Raw genomic sequence first — 17,494 nt, 5'->3', positions numbered from 1 at the left:
TATTACAACTCATTTTCTTTACGCTTATGTGTTAATTTTATAATCTGTTTTTCTGTAAAATACGCGAGTAAATGCGCATGACATGTAAAGAAGATTACTTGTCTATCTTTCGCGACTTCCTTTATTAGTTCAATCGTTCGATCCGTCCTTACCGCATCAAAGTGCACGAAACTATCATCAATAATAAATGGATAATCGTGTTCAAATGTTTTCGCAAGTGCAAATCTCAGCGATAAATATAACTGCTCCGCTGTCGCTTGGCTTAGTTCATGACTGTAAAAACGCATACCGTCGTTACGCTCAACAATGAACGGTTCCGCCTCTGACGGTGAAAAGATTTTACTATATCGTCCGCCTGTTAAATAGACGAAATACTCTTCTGATTTTTGTAAAATACGAGGAAGATGTACTTCATGATAATATTGCTTCGTTTTCGTTAATACTGTCTTTGCGGCCGCATAAGCAGCCCACTTCTTCACTTGTTCACGCACTTGCGCTTTTTTCATTTCCCATTCATGCATTAAATCACCGTACGTACTACCTTCTTCTAAATTCGCAATTTCCATACGATGTTTCGCAATACGCTCTGTCAGTTCTTTCTCTTTCGTAAGACAATTTTGCGCAGCTGTCATTTCTTGCTTTAATTTTTCCTCATAACCGTCAGCCTCATAATGTTCAGCTAATGATAAGCTCGTTAAACGCTGTTCCAACAAATCAATTTGCGGTAATAAACGCCCTACTTGTTTCTCAGCATCTTCACGTTTTTCCGCCAGTTTACCTTCTTCTAAAAACATCTCTTCATCTGTAGCCTCTGCAATACTCCATAATGCATTTCGTTCTACTAACAGTTGTTTCAATTGCTCTTGCATGAACTCATATTCTTCTTGCCATTCCGCCAGTTTCTCTTTCAGCTGCTTACAAGTTTGTCTCTTCTCTTTCTCATTTTGCATAAGCCTTTGCGCCTCATACAACTTACTATACTCCGCACTACCGATAACAGTTTCTAGTTTCTGTTCAAAATGCGAAATTATTTCATATAATGAAGATTTTCGCGTGCCTTGCTTATCTAATTCACGATATAATTGCTGCATTTTTTCAATACGCTCAAACGCTGGCAATATGTGTGCATACGTATAAAATTCTGGGAACATATAGCGCGTTTTATATGCATCTACTTGTTCTCCCGCTTGGAACGTTTCTCTCTCCCATTCCTCATACGATGAAACGACTTTATCATAAGCTCGCTCCATTTGCTGTAATTTATAAGACTCACGCTCAAATAGCTTCCGAATCTCTTCATCTTTTTCTAACTGATAGCGCACAGACAGCGCTTCTTCACTTTGTCTCCCGCCAGCACTTTGCTGAAGAGTAAGAAGCTCTTCTTGTAATCCACTTGACGGATCTTTATATAAAACAAGGGCAAGAACAATCCCTACAAAAACAATAACACTAATAAATAAGAGCGGGCGGTTATCTATAAATAAGCTTGTGAATAAAACAAGCGTGTTAATAAGAAGTAACAGAAGACAAACTCTTTGCCACTTCTTTTTCTTTTGCATAGCCGCTCCTGCTTTTTCCTCATACTTACGCTTCATTCTCTCTGCACCCATACCGATAAACGCCGCGTCTTGGAACGATTTCTCTTTCTCAACTAACGTATCTCGCTCTTCAGCAACTAACATTTGTTTCTGAATCTGTCTTATATTTTCTTCTTGTTCTTCTAATTGCTCTTGCGCTACTTTAAAACGATCATCAAGCTGTGCTTTTTGCGTTTCTAATTCACGCGCTTTTTGTACGGTTTGCGTAATTAATTCCTTCGTCGCCAAACTCATGTCAAACGCAAGAACCGCTTCCTTTTCAAAAGTAGCACCAATTTGCTGTTCTAGTTCTGCAATTTCTTCTTTTATATTCGTAATACTCCCTGTCATATCACGCATTTCTTGGCACGCATTTTCATAAGACAAATGCTGCATACGAAGTTCTTCTACATAACTTTCTTTTTGTAAAAACTCTTCATCTATTTGAATCGAGGCAATTTCCGATTGCACCGTCTCTATTTTTTTGTGAAGCGAGTCAACTTGTAATTGGAGCGGCTCCATCTTCGCCTTAATTGCTTCATAGCGCGCCGTTCCGTTTACAGGAAACTGTCCGCTCTCATTTTCTAACACTTTCTCATGCGCACGCTTTTCAATAACGAGTGGCTCTAGCGCTGCTAATATTTCATAATCTTGCTTTCGTTTTTCTGCACTCTCTTTTTCCGCACGAACAGAAGCAAGTTTCTCTTCACTTTCTTTTAATTGCTCGACTTGTTTTTCATACGTGCCAATTTTCCCTTGCCACTCTTTCATCTTCTCTTCAAGTTTCTTCATCTCTTGCAGTGACACATTAATTTCCGGTTTACGCCCGCTCGGCTTAAAACGCTGATCCATTTCTTTTTCTAGCTTTTTATCTAGCTGCAATAACGCATCACTTCCGACTGCGCTTGCCGAAAACAAATAATTGCCAATATCCGCTTCGCCGAGCTGATGAATATTTTGAAGGCCATGCATATCAAATGAAAAGATGGATTCAAATAAACTTTCATTCATCCCGCTTAATATATCGTTTAAAATTTCTTCTCCGCCCATTTTCCCGTCTTCAAAATAAACGGTCACCTCGCCAGCTGCCGTCTTTGGCAATCGCTCAATTTTCAAACGACCGTACTGCTCTGTTTGCACAGTCATCGCACCGCCATACTTCCCGCCTTCTTTCGGCTCATAACGGCGCTGTCCTCTCGTCGGAAAACCGAATAAAATACTTTTCATAAACGAGCGAATTGTCGATTTTCCCGCTTCATTTTCACCGTATAACACCGTCAGCAAGGAAAGATCCATTTCCACATTTTCTAATTTTCCGTACCCATAAATATGGAGTTTTTCAATTCTCATTTTTTATCCCTCTCTTGCTGGAATAATTGTTCTAAAATAATATTTTCTGCTTCCTTCTGAATCTCTTTCTTCTCTTCTTCTGTAAAAAATTCAATACTATTACGCGCTACAGGAGATGTCCAAATAGTTCGCAATACTCCGTCCATATTGCTGAAAGCTTCTAACTCCTTTAGCACACTACCGACGAAATGATTTTCCGCTTTCAAACGTTCGATTTCCGCAAAAGAAACCGTCTCATTTTTCCACTTCATCGCATATACGAAATCTTTTCGCTCTTCTCCAGATGCTAAAATGTGAAAAATCTCTTCCACACGCTTTTCGTCACGTAAATAAGGAGAAAGTGAGCCCTGCCCTGTGAATACGACAGTTAAAAGCGTCCCTTCCTCTTCTTTTCGGCAATCATTCATCGTAGTTGACATGCTCGTCATAAGTTCATCAACAGTTTCAAGTCCATCAATACAAACTTCTATCTCATCCCATACAACATCTGCCGTATGGAAAAATGAACACTGCGTTCCTTGTTTCGTAAGTTCAATAAGGTACGCACCCTTCTCGCCTGTTTCCTTACGATGACGACCTTGTATATTACCTGGATAAATAATATACGGCTCTTCTAATAAAATTTCACGTTTATGTATATGACCAAGAGCCCAATAATCAAATTGCTTTTCTTTCAGCTCACGAATTTGAAACGGTGCATAGCGATTATGCTCTGCATCTCCTTCCACACTTCCGTGAAGCATGCCAATATGAAAAGGCGCATCACTCATTTTCGTATACTGCGCTGTCATATTATCCGTTACCGCTTGCTGCAAATAACTAAACCCGTAAATAGAAGCTAATAGCTCACCATTTTTATAAAATGATTTCTCTTCTACATAAGGCTCAGTAAATACATGAACATTTTCCGGAAACTCAATTGCTGCCCAGCTTCCCCCTAAATGATCATGGTTACCGTGAATAATAAAAACAGGGATATCGTACTGCGAAAGTCTCTTCATTTGCTCACGCACAAACACTTGCGCCCTCAAACTTCTCGTCTCCGCATCATACAAATCCCCAGCTAGTAATACGAAATCAACGCGCTCTTGAATCGCTTTATCAACAATACGCTCAAATGATTCAAACGTACTTTGCTTCATTCTCTCCCAAACAGACTGCGCAACATTCATCTCCATCCCTTTAAACGGACTATCCAAATGCAAATCAGCCGCATGTATAAACTTTACTTGTTTCACAAATAACGATCCTTTCTATCTTTCAAAAGTTTCATTTTATTAAAATTAACATCGCTGAAAACTAATAATCATCGAGAATAAAAATATTCTCGATGATTAAAGTTTCATTCTATTTTACCACGCAATGTCATATATTTCTTTGCATATTGTAGCATTTTATGTCAAAATAATTATAAGATTCTGATTTTAATTATTGGAGGGAATTTTCATGGGAGTATACGTTCTAACAGTCTTTGAAAAAGATGGTTCAAAAGCATTAGACGAATCATTCGAGGCGGCAACTGAAAAAGAAGCAAAAGCAAAAGGTGAATCTATCTTACAAGAAAAAGGATTGTATGAAAAAACACATCGCTGTACATCTACTGCAGGTAAGCTCGTTTTATTCCAGCGCTAAAAAAAAGAAGCGTCATCCGCTTCTTTTTCACTCTACTATATCTTCGTCACACCATGTAAACACCACATCTAGAATGCGATTACCGATACGTACGCGTTTATTCCATTTACCTGTTTGGATCTGATGTTGCAATTCAGCTTTCATCTTTTCCGTCCAGTCGTGAATCGTTTCACTACCGTCGTACGGATATACGCCTGGAAACTCTTCCTGCAGTAGATGCAAGCTCTCTGCATCAAAATGAAAATGGAAGAAGTAGTTTGCTGTAAGCGATGGTTCTTGCAATCGTAAAAAATGATCATCAATTTGCTTTCTATTTCTATAGAAAGTAAAGATATTCACTTTACCGCTCGTAATTTGGTCAATTTGAATTTCGTGCTTCTCTATAATCACGTCTTGCCCACCTCGTTGTATACTATCTTTAGTATATATGTCTTTTGCAACAAAGTTAACCATTTTCGCGCGAAATTCATTTCCTTCATTATAATTCCTGTGCCTCCAAGTATAATCAGGACAAATAAAAACAAAGTTGAAGGGGAGCGATCACATGTATTTCGGAAGCAAAGGTTGGTATGTAAAAGAACTTAAAAAATTAGGTATTCGTACTTACGAAGGTAAAAAACTAGAATCATATCGTACGCATGTGTTATCTAGTTTACTTGAGAGAATGAAGAAAGCTTCTGCTTAATAGAAAAACACCTCCCGAATTCGCATACTAAGTATGCAAATTCAATGGAGGTGTTTTTATCAGTTTTCATAAAAGATTTTTTGCTTCCGCTGGAACGGATACGTTTTAATCTCAGCTGTATCTAAATTTTCATGGAATAAATGAATGGCTATAATTTGTCTACAATCGTAAGTATGGTAATAATATGTTCCAGACTCCATACACATTGCACTTGTATAGATAGTATTATCTAATATACCGTCTTCTGTTATTACTGCCCCCTTAGGAACCTCACAATTTGATAAGATATGAAAAATAGCCGATATCCCCTCTTCTTCGTTCTCTATACCTTTAATGTTTTGTTTGCCATATGCTGCCCGCACGAATCTTGATGGCGGGGTGAAATCTCCAGGAAGTCCCATCGATCCGGAACCTTGGCCAAAAGCACTTAATGGTACGTCTCCCCACTCGGTTGGTGCAAATGGCTGCGATTTAAGTCCAATATATTGTCTTAAATTTTGTAAATGCCAATTAAACTCCGGGCTATTAGTCATCACTCCTAGTGGATTGTCATACATTTTTATTCCATCAGTTGTCGGCTCAAGTACAATACACTCTCCCCATTTATCTGCTAAAATCCAATGTAGTGGCGGAGTAATCCCTAAAACTGGTAATGGTACATCTATAAGGGAAATGTTATCAACAGATTTTTTTAACTCTTCAACAGAATTAAACTGCGTCAAGCTCCAAGCCACAAAATCAAATGGTGCTAAATTCGTTTTATGGTCATCTATGCTGTTACTATAAGTAGCGAATCCCGGGAAATAGAGAGTGGCACATGTCATACCAGCTTCATTTACTCCGTCCGCCATAATGACCCTTCCTTCATGATTAATTCCCATTCCGACAACAGCCTTTTTCGCTCGGATCGTTTCACCAGTTATATTGTTCCACTGATAACGCCGAGGAATGATTATTACTTCCTGATTCATATCTAATGTGAAATCCATTGTTCTCGCAAAAAGATGCTGGAAATTTTTTGTTTGTAACGTCAAACTAGTACACATGAAGAAATCCCCCCATTTTATAGTTATATACACATTTTATAAAATTCTGATAAATACGTAAATTAAAAACCCTATTTATCACGAACAAAATAACCACCCAAACCAAAAATGCTATAATAAACCCAATCAAACTAAGGGGGCAATTTACTTTGCTTGGAACATGCATTCAATTTCATAAGTTTGGCAATCCAAAAGACGTATTACAAGTTGAATATAAAAATATAGAACCATTAAAAGATAATGAAGTTTTGGTCCGTATGTTAGTTAGACCGATTAATCCATCTGACTTAATTCCCATAACCGGAGCGTACGCTCATAGAATTCCTTTACCTAACATAGTGTTGGTATTGTAGAAGATGTTGGCGCAGGCGTTACTCGAGACCTTATCGGTAAACGTGTTTTACCGTTACGCGGAGAAGGTACTTGGCAAGAGTATGTGAAGACGTCAGCTGATTTTGTAGTCCCTATCCCTGATTCCATCGATGATTTTACAGCGGCGCAAATGTATATTAACCCTCTTACGGCGTGGGTTACTTGTACAGAAACGTTAAACTTACAACGTAATGACGTTTTATTAGTGAATGCTTGTGGATCTGCTATTGGACATCTATTTGCGCAGTTATCACAAATTTTAAACTTCCGATTAATTGCCGTTACAAGAAATAACAAACATACAGAGGAATTACTGCGCCTTGGTGCTGCATATGTAATTGATACTTCCACTGCCCCGCTTTATGAAACTGTTACGGAATTAACAAACGGGCTCGGTGCGGATGCTGCAATTGATTCTATCGGGGGACCGGCTGGAAATGAATTAGCTTTCTCCTTACGTCCAAACGGGCACTTTTTAACGATCGGTCTTCTATCAGGAATACAAGTAAACTGGGCAGAAATTGTCACGAAAGCCAAAGTACACGCGAACATATTTCATTTACGACATTGGAATAAAGAAGTGTCACCATATAAATGGCAAGAAACGTTTCGTCAATTAATTCGCTTAGTAGAAAATAAGCAATTGTGTTTTATGACGGTACATTCCACGTATGACTTAGCAGATGTGAAAGCGGCAGTTGATGTTGTGCAGTCTGCTGAGAAAACGAAAGGGTAACTAACTGTTACGATTTATTTAACCAATTATAACGAAAGTTAATTAAATATATCAGTAAGCCCTGCTAGTCAAGTGATTGGCTAGTAGTGAGGGTTAACTGCGGGCAATCCCTAAAGCTGATTGAACTACAACGTGGCTAGAAATAGTGAGCGTGAATGTCGCGAAAGCAGAAAAAATCAATCAGATGGTGCAAGGTTAAATCCTAAACACTAGAACAATGGGTCTTCCGCCTCGAATCATCTAAGTCAAAAGTGATAAGATGAACGTTCAACGACTATCTCGTATAACTGACGAGAGTACATCACAAGCCTATGGTGGTGGAAAAATCCTCTATCTTTAATTAGATAAACATATAGTCTGCGCTCATGTGAAAACATGAGAAGTTCATAAGAGAACTGGCTAAGGAATTGCGCCCTTAGTTGAACGAGATACATTTAATTAAATCTATCAAACCTCATTGAATATATCGAACGTATGTGCTATGGCGGATTCAATGAGGTAAGAATAATAATGAAATTTTTACGAGTTAGTCAAGTATCAGAATTAACAGGTTTGCATCCGAGTAGTCTCAGGAGAATGCTGGTGGAACACGCTACGATTCAGAAGAACAAATCTTTCATTAAAGGAGTTACATTCTGATGATATTGGCGAAGAAAGTTAGACTGATTCCAACGCCTGAACAAGAACAAGTGCTAAAAAAACATGCCGGTGCTGCAAGATTCGCTTATAACTATTGTAAAAGAATGAGTGATAGATACTATAAGCTATTTGGAAAATCTGTTTCACAGTTAGCTTTACAGAAACGATTTACAAAGATCAAGAAGCGAAAGAGATATGAGTGGTTAAAAGACATTAATGCACAAGTTCCTAAACAGGCTTCAAAAGATTTTGATACGGCGAGAAAAAATTCGTTCAAAAAGTACAAAAATGGTTCTCACACTTCTTATAAATCCAAAAAAGATTTGATCCAAGGATTTTATGCCAATTATGAAAGACTGATTATAGGAAAAAAAGTCGTTCATATTCAGTCTATTGGAGAAGTGAAAACAAGCCAACAACTACCAAGAAATAAAAAACCATCCAATCCAAGAGTTACCTTTGATGGTCGTCACTGGTGGATTAGTGTGGGGTTCCAAGAAGACTTTGAATCACAAGAACTAACCAATGAGTCAATCGGTGTGGATGTTGGTTTAAAAGAGCTGTTTGTAGCTTCTAATGGTACGAAAGAACGAAATATAAACAAAGACGCCAAGGTTAAAAAACTTTTGAAAAAGAAAAAGTCAGCGCAAAGAGATATGTCTAGGAGATTTAAAAAAGGTGTGAAAATTCAATCTGCTGGATATGAAAAAGCGAAAGCTGAGCACCTGCGGTTATCTAGGAAAATTATGAATATCCGAAATAACCATATCCGTCAAGCAACAGCTAAATTGGTGAAAACCAAACCAATGAGGATTGTTGTGGAAGACTTATCTATCTCAAACCTGTTAAAAAACAAAAAACTATCGAAAGCATTTTCATTTCAAAAATTAAACTTCTTCTTTCAATGTTTGTCATACAAGTGCGAGAAGTACGGCATTCAGTATGTAAAAGCTGATAAATGGTTCGCTTCAAGCAAGATTTGCTCATGTTGCGGCGTTAAATACGACCATTCAGTTCAACCAGAAGGACAGTGGAGTTTAAAGATTCGTGAATGGCGTTGTGCTTCATGCAATAGCTATCACGATAGGGATGTAAATGCTGCGATAAATTTATCAAGATGGGTAAAATAAATGCTTGATAATAGGAGGTAACGATACTGCCTCGTGTGGAGTGTTATACCCCTCGTCCCTTCGGGGTTGCGAGAACACGATGAAGCACTAACTTGTGTAAATTTGATTGAATTGTATAGATTTAGTTAAGTTTATCGTATCGGAAAGTGTTTTTGACGAGTTATTAAATGCAAAAGAAGAAGTCTTTTGCATTTACCTTTTAAATAGACTAGATAGTACGTTTAGCAGTCTATAATTGTAATTTTTTGGTACAATTATATTGAAAGGTGAAAGGAGCTTCTAACATGTGGTTAATTTCGGAAATTTGGCCTGTTATACTAGTCGGGGGGATTGTAGTATTTGTAATAAAAAGATTGGAACATAAATATAAGCATGGCAAATTGGGTAAGAAAAAATCAAAAGAGGCTCAACTGTTATTAGATAGTTTAATACCTATAGGAATGCTTTTGGGCTGTATAATCGGTTTGATTTTCGGCATATTTTCCCCAGATTTCTCACTGCTTTCAATTAGTTTAGGATCCGGAATAGGCTATTTATTTGGTTTTTTTGCCTATGAATTTTATAGCAAGACAGGAAACAATTTTTGTTAATCCAAAAGGAATAAGCGGGACAGTACATAGTAATCATATAAAATATGTAACTGTCCTTTATTTTTGCATCAATGTTATCAATTTTTCTTCCACATCCTATACACCTTTTTTATTGATGTTTCTCTCCTCTTTCTTTCGCATATCCGCTTTTTTGTTCTTTTCGGCTCTATACCCAAAGTAAAGTATCGCACATGTAGTAATAGAACCTACAATGTATCCTAAAAAACCTCCTAACCAAAACATAAAAATTGCCCCCAATCCATTATAAATTTTATGTAGTAGACATCTGTAAAACGTTCTCGGTACCTCCGTTTTTTTATTACAGATTGGAAAATTCCCTTAACCATTCCATCTATGAACACTCTGTCTTCTCTATTTTGATTATTATCTATAAAGTTATTTATACCACTAATTCTTCCATTATCTCAAATAACAATTTTATTATAAAATTCGCACTTACGTTACATATATGTAGCATTACTGTTTCTTTTTCATTTAGCCCTTGAAACTGTTCTATAATTTGAACGAGTCCGCTCTTTTGTACGAAATACCATTTATGCTACTGGCACTTCTATTTTTCTAAGAAATACAATCCCATTCTTTTTACTTTTACAACTTAAAAACAAAAACCCCCCTCAAAGCATGAACTTCAAGGGGTGAGCCTGTTTTTTATTTACTTATATACGTACAGCTGTACCACTTACAGCAACCATTAACATTCCATCACGAACAACTTCGTAATCTACGTCAATACCAACGATAGCATTCGCACCTTTTTGTTTTGCAAGTTCTTTCATTTCATCCATTGCGATATCACGAGCTTCTTTAAGCTTACTTTCATAAGAACCAGCACGACCACCGACAACATCACGAACAGAAGCGAATAAATCGCGGACAATGTTTGCACCCATAATAGCTTCACCATTTACAATATCAATATACTCAATAATTTCTTTACCTTGAATTCCAGAAGTTGTTGTTACAATCATGACTGACACTCTCCTAATAAGTTGTAGTTTTGATAAGCTTTCTTATGACTTTATTATGACATGGAAAAAGTATCTAATCTATTGAATTACCTTACAGGAATGTGACAGTTTTGTAATAATAAAACGCGTATTTTGTTCCATTTTAATAAAGCGCTTTAATATTGGGATACATAAACGATTCTCTATTTTCTTTCCAATCCTTTTCTACTTCTTTAAAAGTTGGTCGCCCTAATTCTTCCTTGTTTCCCTGTTTATGAAACCATTTCTTTACATACTTCTCTCCATTTTTACTTTGAACTGTACAAAGGAAACTATTACTACTATCCTTTAATATTTTTACAATCACGAAAAGGCACCTCTTCCCTTTTAAATAACAGAATAGAACTTGATCTTTTACTATAAGCCCTTCCTCTCTTATAGTCATACGACTCCTCGGCCGCGCCAAAGTTGTAAGATCAAAAAAACGATATTCACTATGTTTAATATGTGACGTACATATTATTTAAAGAAATCAGAGTTATACGCATTGTGCTTATCAAATATTTTATAAATTTCTAACTTATCATCTAATGTTGCATCTACTAAAATTAATATATTTCCATCGTAAATATATTCTTCATACTTTTTAGCATGTTCTTCTGGAATTCCTAATCCTATAAATGCTCCTATTAAACTTCCAGCTCCTCCGCCAATACCAGCTCCACCAATAGCTGCTGCGATCGGTCCTGCTGCTACAATTGGACCCATTCCAGAAACGGCAAGTACACCAAGACCTGTTAATAAACCACCGAGCCCGCCTGCTACCCCTCCAGCTACAAGCCCTGTCGCTGAAAAGATATCTGCTTTATGTGCAGTTTCGCTATTCACTTTTTCACCCGATTTTTCTTCTAGATGTTCAATTTCCTTTTGATCTTTCGCAATAGCTGAAATGTTATCTGCTGAATATCCTTTATCATTTAATTCATTAATAACGAGTGCCGCATCATCAATTGTTCTAAAAACACCTACTATTTTTCTATCTACATTCATAACTATTAACCTCCTAAAGTTTTATATAATGTATTTTTATTTTTCTTCATTTCTGTATACACTAATTTTCTTATTAACATAACCATTTACGAAAAAAGCGAATAGTAAAAGCACTACAAGTGAACTACTTAACAAGTAAATTAAATCAAATGTAATATTAATCATCATTTCATTCATGTATACCAGGCTCCTTTTTATTTAAAGTAAAAGTATATTTTGATAGACTAATCTACTAAACATAGACATCTTACAATTCATCTTCAGTCAATCTCTTTGTAGTATATGTATACCCTTCCTAACCTTTTCTAAACGTAAAAAACTATAATTATATTTTTTCTTATTTATATGTTTAACATTTTTTAAAACGGGTATGTTTATATTGTTATGCTTACTATATGGAAAGGAATATTACGATGAACGCCATTCACTCTACTACTATTTCTTATAATGAAATACCTACAATAACGCAGATTCATCATTTTTATGCTTTAATGACAACATTTCAAACGAATGTATTTATAGGTAAACACGGAGCACTTACTTCTATTAAAAACTTAAGCACTCTAGTATCCTTTTTCCTTACTGTAAAAAAGAAAGATCTTATATTATTTATTTTTGAAGGAATAGATGCAAAAAGAGCTTTAAGAACACTCTTCCCTTCTTAGAATGTTTGTTACCCTCTATTCCCTCGTTTACTACCTTTCATATATGTTTTTATATTTCAAAATGATTTCCTCTATTAAAAAAGACCCCCTAATACAATAGGGGGATTTCTAGTTTAGCCTTATGAAAACTGATATAATATATATTACGTTTTTCATTCTTTAAAATAGAAAAGTTTTAATAACCTTGAAGGTAGGAATTTTTAATGAACTCGAAAGCAAAATTTAGTATTCGCTACAAAATTATGGCTGGTTATTTAGTTATCATTTTGTTCTTACTTGTTTCTTTCATTATGTTGAACAATGAGATTTCTAATTTACAAAAATCTCGTAATTTTATTATTGATCACGATTTTAAAGTTCTCAATTTAACAAATCAAGTGGAGAAAGATTTACTAATAATTGAAAATAAAGCGAAAGGGTTTATCATTTCTAATAATCCAAATTACGTACAATCTCTTAATTCTGCGGAAAAGGATTACGAAAAGCATTATCAAGATCTTTTCTCATTATTAGAGGATAACCCATCTCAGCAAGAAAAATTAAAACAGATTAACGAAAATATTATTAGTTGGATAAATAAAGAGATTCACCCGTTAATTGCAAATCATAATAGTAATAATGTACAAACAATCGACACGACTCAAATTCAGTCCTTACAGTCACAGGTAACTAACTTCCGTAGCACTGAGGAGCAATTAACGAAAAAAAGAGCAGCACAATTAGATACTGAAAATAATAAATTAGAGATTTGGTTATACAGTTTATTGTTCTTACTTTCTTGTATTTCTATTATCATTTCACTCTATATTTCGAATTCCATTACAAAAACGATTAAAAATGTAATTCAAGCTATTAAATCCATTTCTTCTAAAGAAAAAATCACGGAAAGAATTCATGTAAACACACGTGATGAAATAAAAGATCTTGCTCATACAACGAATCACCTACTAGACGAAATATCGAAAAGAGAGTGGTTACAAACGGAGCTTGCAGAATTAATTTTAATGTATCAAGGTGTATCTTCTATTGAGATGTTAGGTAAAAAAATTCTTAGTGGAATTATACAAAAAACGCAAACTTCTTGCGGTGCATTTTATGTACGTGAAGAATATGAAGAAACTGTCTACTATGTGAAAAAAGCTTCTTTCGCCGATCAAGGTGCTGATATTGGGAAACAATCCATTCAAATGGGTGAAGGTTTCATTGGACAGTCTGCCTTAGAAAAGAAAAGTTTTATTCTCAGGGATATACCCGAAGAGTTTCGTTATGTCACTAGCGGAGTATTAGAAATACGTCCTAAAAATCTATTAATCATCCCTATCTTATTTGAGGATGAAGTAATCGCAGTAATGGAGTTAGTAAGTGTAACTGAGATTTCAGATTTACATCAAGATTTAATTCAACAAACCGTTGATAATCTAGGTTTAACAATCCATAGTATTATGGGACGTATGCGAATTCAAACTCTTTTACATGAATCACAAGCAATGACAGAAGAGTTACAAGTTCAATCAGAAGAATTGCAAACGCAAGCGGAAGAACTACAAATGCAAGCAGAAGAATTACGAACAACGAATGAACAATTAGAGTCTAGAACTGAAGAGGCTGAGCAGAAGACAGCTGACTTACAAATTACTAAATCAGAATTAGAAGAAAAAGCAAGCGAGTTGTTACGCAGCTCAAAATACAAATCTGAGTTCCTAGCAAATATGTCACATGAATTACGCACACCGTTAAATAGTATTTTACTATTATCTGAAATGTTAAGAGAAAATCATGATAACAATTTATCCGACGATGAGATTGAATTAGCAACTGTCATTCATTCATCAGGGAAAGACTTACTTACTTTAATTAATGACATACTAGATTTATCTAAAGTAGAAGCAGGCAAACTAGACATCATTTTTGAAGCAACGAACATAAGTGACATGGCAGCCAATATGCATCAAAACTTTTTACATATAGCCGCACAAAAAAATGTCGAATTTACTATTGAAGACAGTGATACGATTCCTGATCTGTTTTATACAGATGCAAAACGGATTGAGCAAATTATTAAAAACTTATTATCCAATGCATTTAAATTCACGGAAAAAGGATCCGTTTCTTTACATTTCGATTCAATAGAAACAACCAATTTAAGTCATGATATGCAGTCTATAAGTAAAGATTGGATTACAATTTCAGTAAAAGATACTGGTATTGGTATCGCTAAAGAACAGCATCAACTTATTTTCGAAGCCTTTCAACAGGCAGATGGAGCAACGATTCGAAAGTATGGTGGTACAGGACTAGGTTTATCTATTTGTAAAGAGTTTGCTAGATTGTTAGGTGGTTGGATTACGTTAGAGAGTAATGTAGGAGAAGGTAGTACTTTCACGGTATATATTCCTAACCTTCCAAATGGATTACATGATATACAGTTATCCAATTTAGAAGTCGCAGCAACGATAGAAGATGTTATTCCTGCTGAAGTTGTGGAAGAAGCTATCGTTACTACCGAAACAAATAACGTCTTCCAAGAGAAAACCATTTTAATTGTCGATGATGATCATCGAAATATATTTGCGTTACAAAATGCATTAAAAAAACAAAATGCCAACATTATTACTGCCCAAAACGGCATAGAGTGTTTAGAAATACTAAAAAGCAATACAAATATTGACCTTATTTTAATGGATATTATGATGCCTAATATGGACGGTTATGAAACGATGGAAAATATCCGAATGAACTTAGGGTTAAATGAAATACCTATTATCGCATTAACTGCTAAAGCAATGCCAAATGATAAGGAAAAATGTTTATCTGCTGGCGCTTCAGATTATATAAGTAAACCATTAAATCTACATCAACTCTATTCGGTAATGAGTGTATGGTTAATAAAATAAGTGAGGTTTAGTTGGAGTGGAAAATAAGTATTATAATTTTGATCCATCAGTAGATACGGATGAGCGCACGAACTTAGAAATTGAATTACTATTGGAAGCGGTATTTAAACTATCAGGATTTGATTTTCGCCAATATGCTCGCACATCTATTTATAGAAGGATTTGTAATCGAATGCAGCTCTCTAATATCCCAACCATTTCAAAATTAATTGAAAAAGTAATTCACGAGGAAGGGATTTTAGAACAGTTATTAAATGATTTCTCGATTAATGTAACTGAGATGTTTCGTAACCCTGCCTTTTTTAAAGCGCTAAGAGAGCATGTTATTCCTGAATTGAAAAAGCAACCTGAAATTAGAATTTGGCATGCTGGATGCGCAACTGGTGAAGAAGTATTATCAATGTCCATCTTACTTCACGAAGAAGGATTAAGTGAAAAGTCGGTTATTTACGCAACAGATATGAATACAAATGTGTTAGAAAAAGCAAAACAAGCTATCCTCCCGTTAAATAAAATGCAAACTTATACGAAAAACTATTTACAAGCTGGCGGTACACAAGCATTTTCTAACTATTATTCAACAGATAATCGTTTCGCTTATTTTAATCCTTCACTGTTACAAAACATTATTTTTGCACAGCATAATTTAGTAACCGATCAATCTTTTAACGAGTTTCATATTATACTTTGTCGTAACGTTTTAATTTACTTTACAAGTAAACTTCAAAATCAAGTGCAGCAACTATTTTATGAAAGCTTAGGTCACAATGGTTTTCTATGTTTAGGAAATAAAGAAACTCTTCGTTTTTCAAATATAATGCCGCATTATACCCAATTTAATCCTAGCGAACAAATTTATCAAAAAATACAATAAAAAGCGTATGAAATCCTCTGTTTGGATTTCATACGCTTTTTATTTCGCATTCGTTTGTATCATAATTAGACACATATCATCTGATTGCGCTTTCTTTTGTTCTTCCTTGTAAAACCCTTCTATCTCGCCTTCTAAATCTCCCCATTTTCTTTCTGTAAAAGTACGTAATTTCTCTTCAGCCTCAAATTCATCATTTGCAATTGCTTCAAGAACACCATCTGTAAACAATACGATTTGAGCGTTCTTCTCAAAAGGTATAACTGTCTTTTCAACTTTTATTTCATCAAAAAATCCTACCGCACAACTCCCGCGATTTAGTTCAACCATATTTGTTTCATCAACTAAAACGTATCCAGAAGGATGCCCTGCATTTACATATTCAATCGTTCTCTTTTCTGTATCTACTACTAAATATATCGCTGTAAAATAATATGGAATATCGTCATTCTCATTATGTAAAAGAGTCATATATTTATTTAAGTCTTTAATGACAAGTTCTGGATCGATTAAAGATTTAATCGTTTCACGTAATACAGACGAAATAAACATACAAACTAATGAAGCAGATATACCATGTCCCATCACGTCTAATAATATAATACCGTAGCGGTTTTCATCGATTTTATACCAATAATACATATCTCCAGCTAATTTAAATGAAGGTAAGTAACTTGCTTCAATTTTTATATAATCTTCTCTTAATGGGCTACTTAATAAGTTTCTTTGTACTTGCGTAGCTAAATCTAGTTCATTCCGAAGATTTTCTTCTTGTTCTTTATGCCAATTTAATTCCGATTTCAAGCGTAACGCTACACGCATACGTGCTAATAGTTCAACTTTATTTATAGGTTTCGTAATATAATCCATTGCCCCCATATCAAGAGCTTCGGCCAACTTATTTGCATCCTCTAAAGCTGTAACAAAAATAATAGGAATATCTTTAAACTTCTCCTCTTTTTGTAATCGCCTACAAACTTCAAGTCCATCAATTTCAGGCATCATAATATCTAACAGTATTAAATCAATTTCATTATACCTGGAAGAATCTTCTCCAAATTGAATGTATTCGAAAAGCTCTTGTGCAGAATTCAGCGATACAAGATCCTGATATCCGGCTTGTTTTAAAATTTTTTCAATTACAAAGATGTTAACCGGATTATCATCGACAATTAAAATGGACACAAGTTATTTCCCCTTTTCTTATTTAAAATGTAAATCTATTATCATTTTCTATTTTTCTAGTATTGCATACTCAGTTACAAAATGAAAATTTCCTACTCTAACAT

The 17,494-nt window shown here is 35.1% G+C and carries 17 protein-coding genes and 1 pseudogene; 8 read left to right on the top strand and 10 right to left on the bottom strand.

Going from position 1 to position 17,494, the window contains the following annotated elements; translation table 11 throughout:
* Positions 1–2 precede the first annotated feature (2 nt).
* Both JFU02_RS24720 and JFU02_RS24715 read right to left on the bottom strand, forming a co-directional pair.
* Complete coding sequence (locus JFU02_RS24720; protein ID WP_086407080.1) at positions 3–2,927, bottom strand: ATP-binding protein; 2,925 nt, start codon at positions 2,925–2,927, stop codon at positions 3–5.
* Complete coding sequence (locus JFU02_RS24715) at positions 2,924–4,165, bottom strand: metallophosphoesterase family protein (protein WP_061667691.1); 1,242 nt, start codon at positions 4,163–4,165, stop codon at positions 2,924–2,926. The genes JFU02_RS24720 and JFU02_RS24715 overlap by 4 nt, the downstream gene beginning before the upstream one ends.
* Before the next feature lie 208 nt (positions 4,166–4,373).
* Here JFU02_RS24715 and JFU02_RS24710 point away from each other — a divergent pair, with 208 nt between their 5' ends.
* Positions 4,374–4,559, top strand: coding sequence for a YhzD family protein (locus JFU02_RS24710; protein WP_000539552.1), 186 nt, complete (start codon positions 4,374–4,376; stop codon positions 4,557–4,559).
* A 27-nt stretch (positions 4,560–4,586) separates the two neighbouring features.
* Here JFU02_RS24710 and JFU02_RS24705 read toward each other — a convergent pair whose 3' ends face one another.
* On the bottom strand, positions 4,587–4,949 hold the full coding sequence (locus tag JFU02_RS24705) for a hypothetical protein (protein ID WP_000582776.1): 363 nt from the start codon (positions 4,947–4,949) through the stop codon (positions 4,587–4,589).
* A gap of 154 nt (positions 4,950–5,103) precedes the next feature.
* On the opposite strand from JFU02_RS24705, the gene JFU02_RS24700 reads away from it, so the two are divergent.
* Positions 5,104–5,244 (top strand): YflJ family protein, encoded by a 141-nt coding sequence (locus JFU02_RS24700; protein WP_000273536.1) that lies wholly within the window; start codon positions 5,104–5,106, stop codon positions 5,242–5,244.
* Positions 5,245–5,303: 59 nt separating this feature from the next.
* Here JFU02_RS24700 and JFU02_RS24695 read toward each other — a convergent pair whose 3' ends face one another.
* Positions 5,304–6,290: a choloylglycine hydrolase family protein gene (locus JFU02_RS24695; protein WP_086407081.1), complete on the bottom strand. Its 987-nt coding sequence runs from the start codon at positions 6,288–6,290 to the stop codon at positions 5,304–5,306.
* A 149-nt stretch (positions 6,291–6,439) separates the two neighbouring features.
* On the opposite strand from JFU02_RS24695, the pseudogene JFU02_RS24690 reads away from it, so the two are divergent.
* The 3 genes and pseudogenes from JFU02_RS24690 (at position 6,440) to JFU02_RS24680 (ending at position 9,757) form a co-directional block, all read left to right on the top strand.
* Positions 6,440–7,398 (top strand): annotated as a pseudogene (locus JFU02_RS24690) (zinc-dependent alcohol dehydrogenase family protein).
* Between the two features lie 638 nt (positions 7,399–8,036).
* Complete coding sequence (locus JFU02_RS24685) at positions 8,037–9,167, top strand: RNA-guided endonuclease InsQ/TnpB family protein (RefSeq protein ID WP_086407083.1); 1,131 nt, start codon at positions 8,037–8,039, stop codon at positions 9,165–9,167.
* A gap of 284 nt (positions 9,168–9,451) precedes the next feature.
* Positions 9,452–9,757 (top strand): hypothetical protein, encoded by a 306-nt coding sequence (locus JFU02_RS24680; RefSeq protein ID WP_061665948.1) that lies wholly within the window; start codon positions 9,452–9,454, stop codon positions 9,755–9,757.
* 96 nt (positions 9,758–9,853) lie between these two features.
* On the opposite strand, the gene JFU02_RS24675 is transcribed toward JFU02_RS24680, so the two are convergent.
* From JFU02_RS24675 to JFU02_RS24655, 5 genes are all read right to left on the bottom strand, one after another.
* On the bottom strand, positions 9,854–10,000 hold the full coding sequence (locus JFU02_RS24675; RefSeq protein WP_000498640.1) for a hypothetical protein: 147 nt from the start codon (positions 9,998–10,000) through the stop codon (positions 9,854–9,856).
* 434 nt (positions 10,001–10,434) lie between these two features.
* A complete protein-coding gene (locus JFU02_RS24670; protein ID WP_000637510.1) occupies positions 10,435–10,746 on the bottom strand; it encodes a YbjQ family protein in 312 nt (103 codons plus the stop codon).
* 142 nt (positions 10,747–10,888) lie between these two features.
* Positions 10,889–11,092 (bottom strand): DUF4028 family protein, encoded by a 204-nt coding sequence (locus tag JFU02_RS24665; RefSeq protein WP_061667992.1) that lies wholly within the window; start codon positions 11,090–11,092, stop codon positions 10,889–10,891.
* Positions 11,093–11,244: 152 nt separating this feature from the next.
* Complete coding sequence (locus JFU02_RS24660) at positions 11,245–11,775, bottom strand: general stress protein (protein ID WP_086406500.1); 531 nt, start codon at positions 11,773–11,775, stop codon at positions 11,245–11,247.
* A gap of 36 nt (positions 11,776–11,811) precedes the next feature.
* Positions 11,812–11,952: a hypothetical protein gene (locus JFU02_RS24655; protein WP_001004571.1), complete on the bottom strand. Its 141-nt coding sequence runs from the start codon at positions 11,950–11,952 to the stop codon at positions 11,812–11,814.
* Positions 11,953–12,188: 236 nt separating this feature from the next.
* Between JFU02_RS24655 and JFU02_RS24650 the strand changes: the two genes are divergently transcribed.
* From JFU02_RS24650 to JFU02_RS24640, 3 genes are all read left to right on the top strand, one after another.
* Positions 12,189–12,440, top strand: coding sequence for a hypothetical protein (locus JFU02_RS24650; protein ID WP_140337807.1), 252 nt, complete (start codon positions 12,189–12,191; stop codon positions 12,438–12,440).
* A 203-nt stretch (positions 12,441–12,643) separates the two neighbouring features.
* Entirely contained in the window at positions 12,644–15,334 is a 2,691-nt protein-coding gene (locus JFU02_RS24645; RefSeq protein ID WP_086406498.1) for an ATP-binding protein, read from the top strand.
* Between the two features lie 16 nt (positions 15,335–15,350).
* A complete protein-coding gene (locus JFU02_RS24640; RefSeq protein WP_097820796.1) occupies positions 15,351–16,208 on the top strand; it encodes a CheR family methyltransferase in 858 nt (285 codons plus the stop codon).
* A 39-nt stretch (positions 16,209–16,247) separates the two neighbouring features.
* Here the strand turns inward: JFU02_RS24640 and JFU02_RS24635 are convergent, their stop codons facing one another.
* The gene (locus tag JFU02_RS24635) at positions 16,248–17,390 is read right to left on the bottom strand and encodes a fused response regulator/phosphatase (protein WP_000025537.1); all 1,143 of its coding nucleotides are present in this window, start codon (positions 17,388–17,390) and stop codon (positions 16,248–16,250) included.
* Positions 17,391–17,494: the final 104 nt, after the last annotated feature.

The organism is Bacillus sp. TH13 (assembly GCF_016651175.1).
Lineage (GTDB): Bacteria > Bacillota > Bacilli > Bacillales > Bacillaceae_G > Bacillus_A > Bacillus_A thuringiensis_S.
Note: the sequence above shows the minus strand (reverse complement) of the source record. Positions and strands in the feature narration are given on the sequence as shown.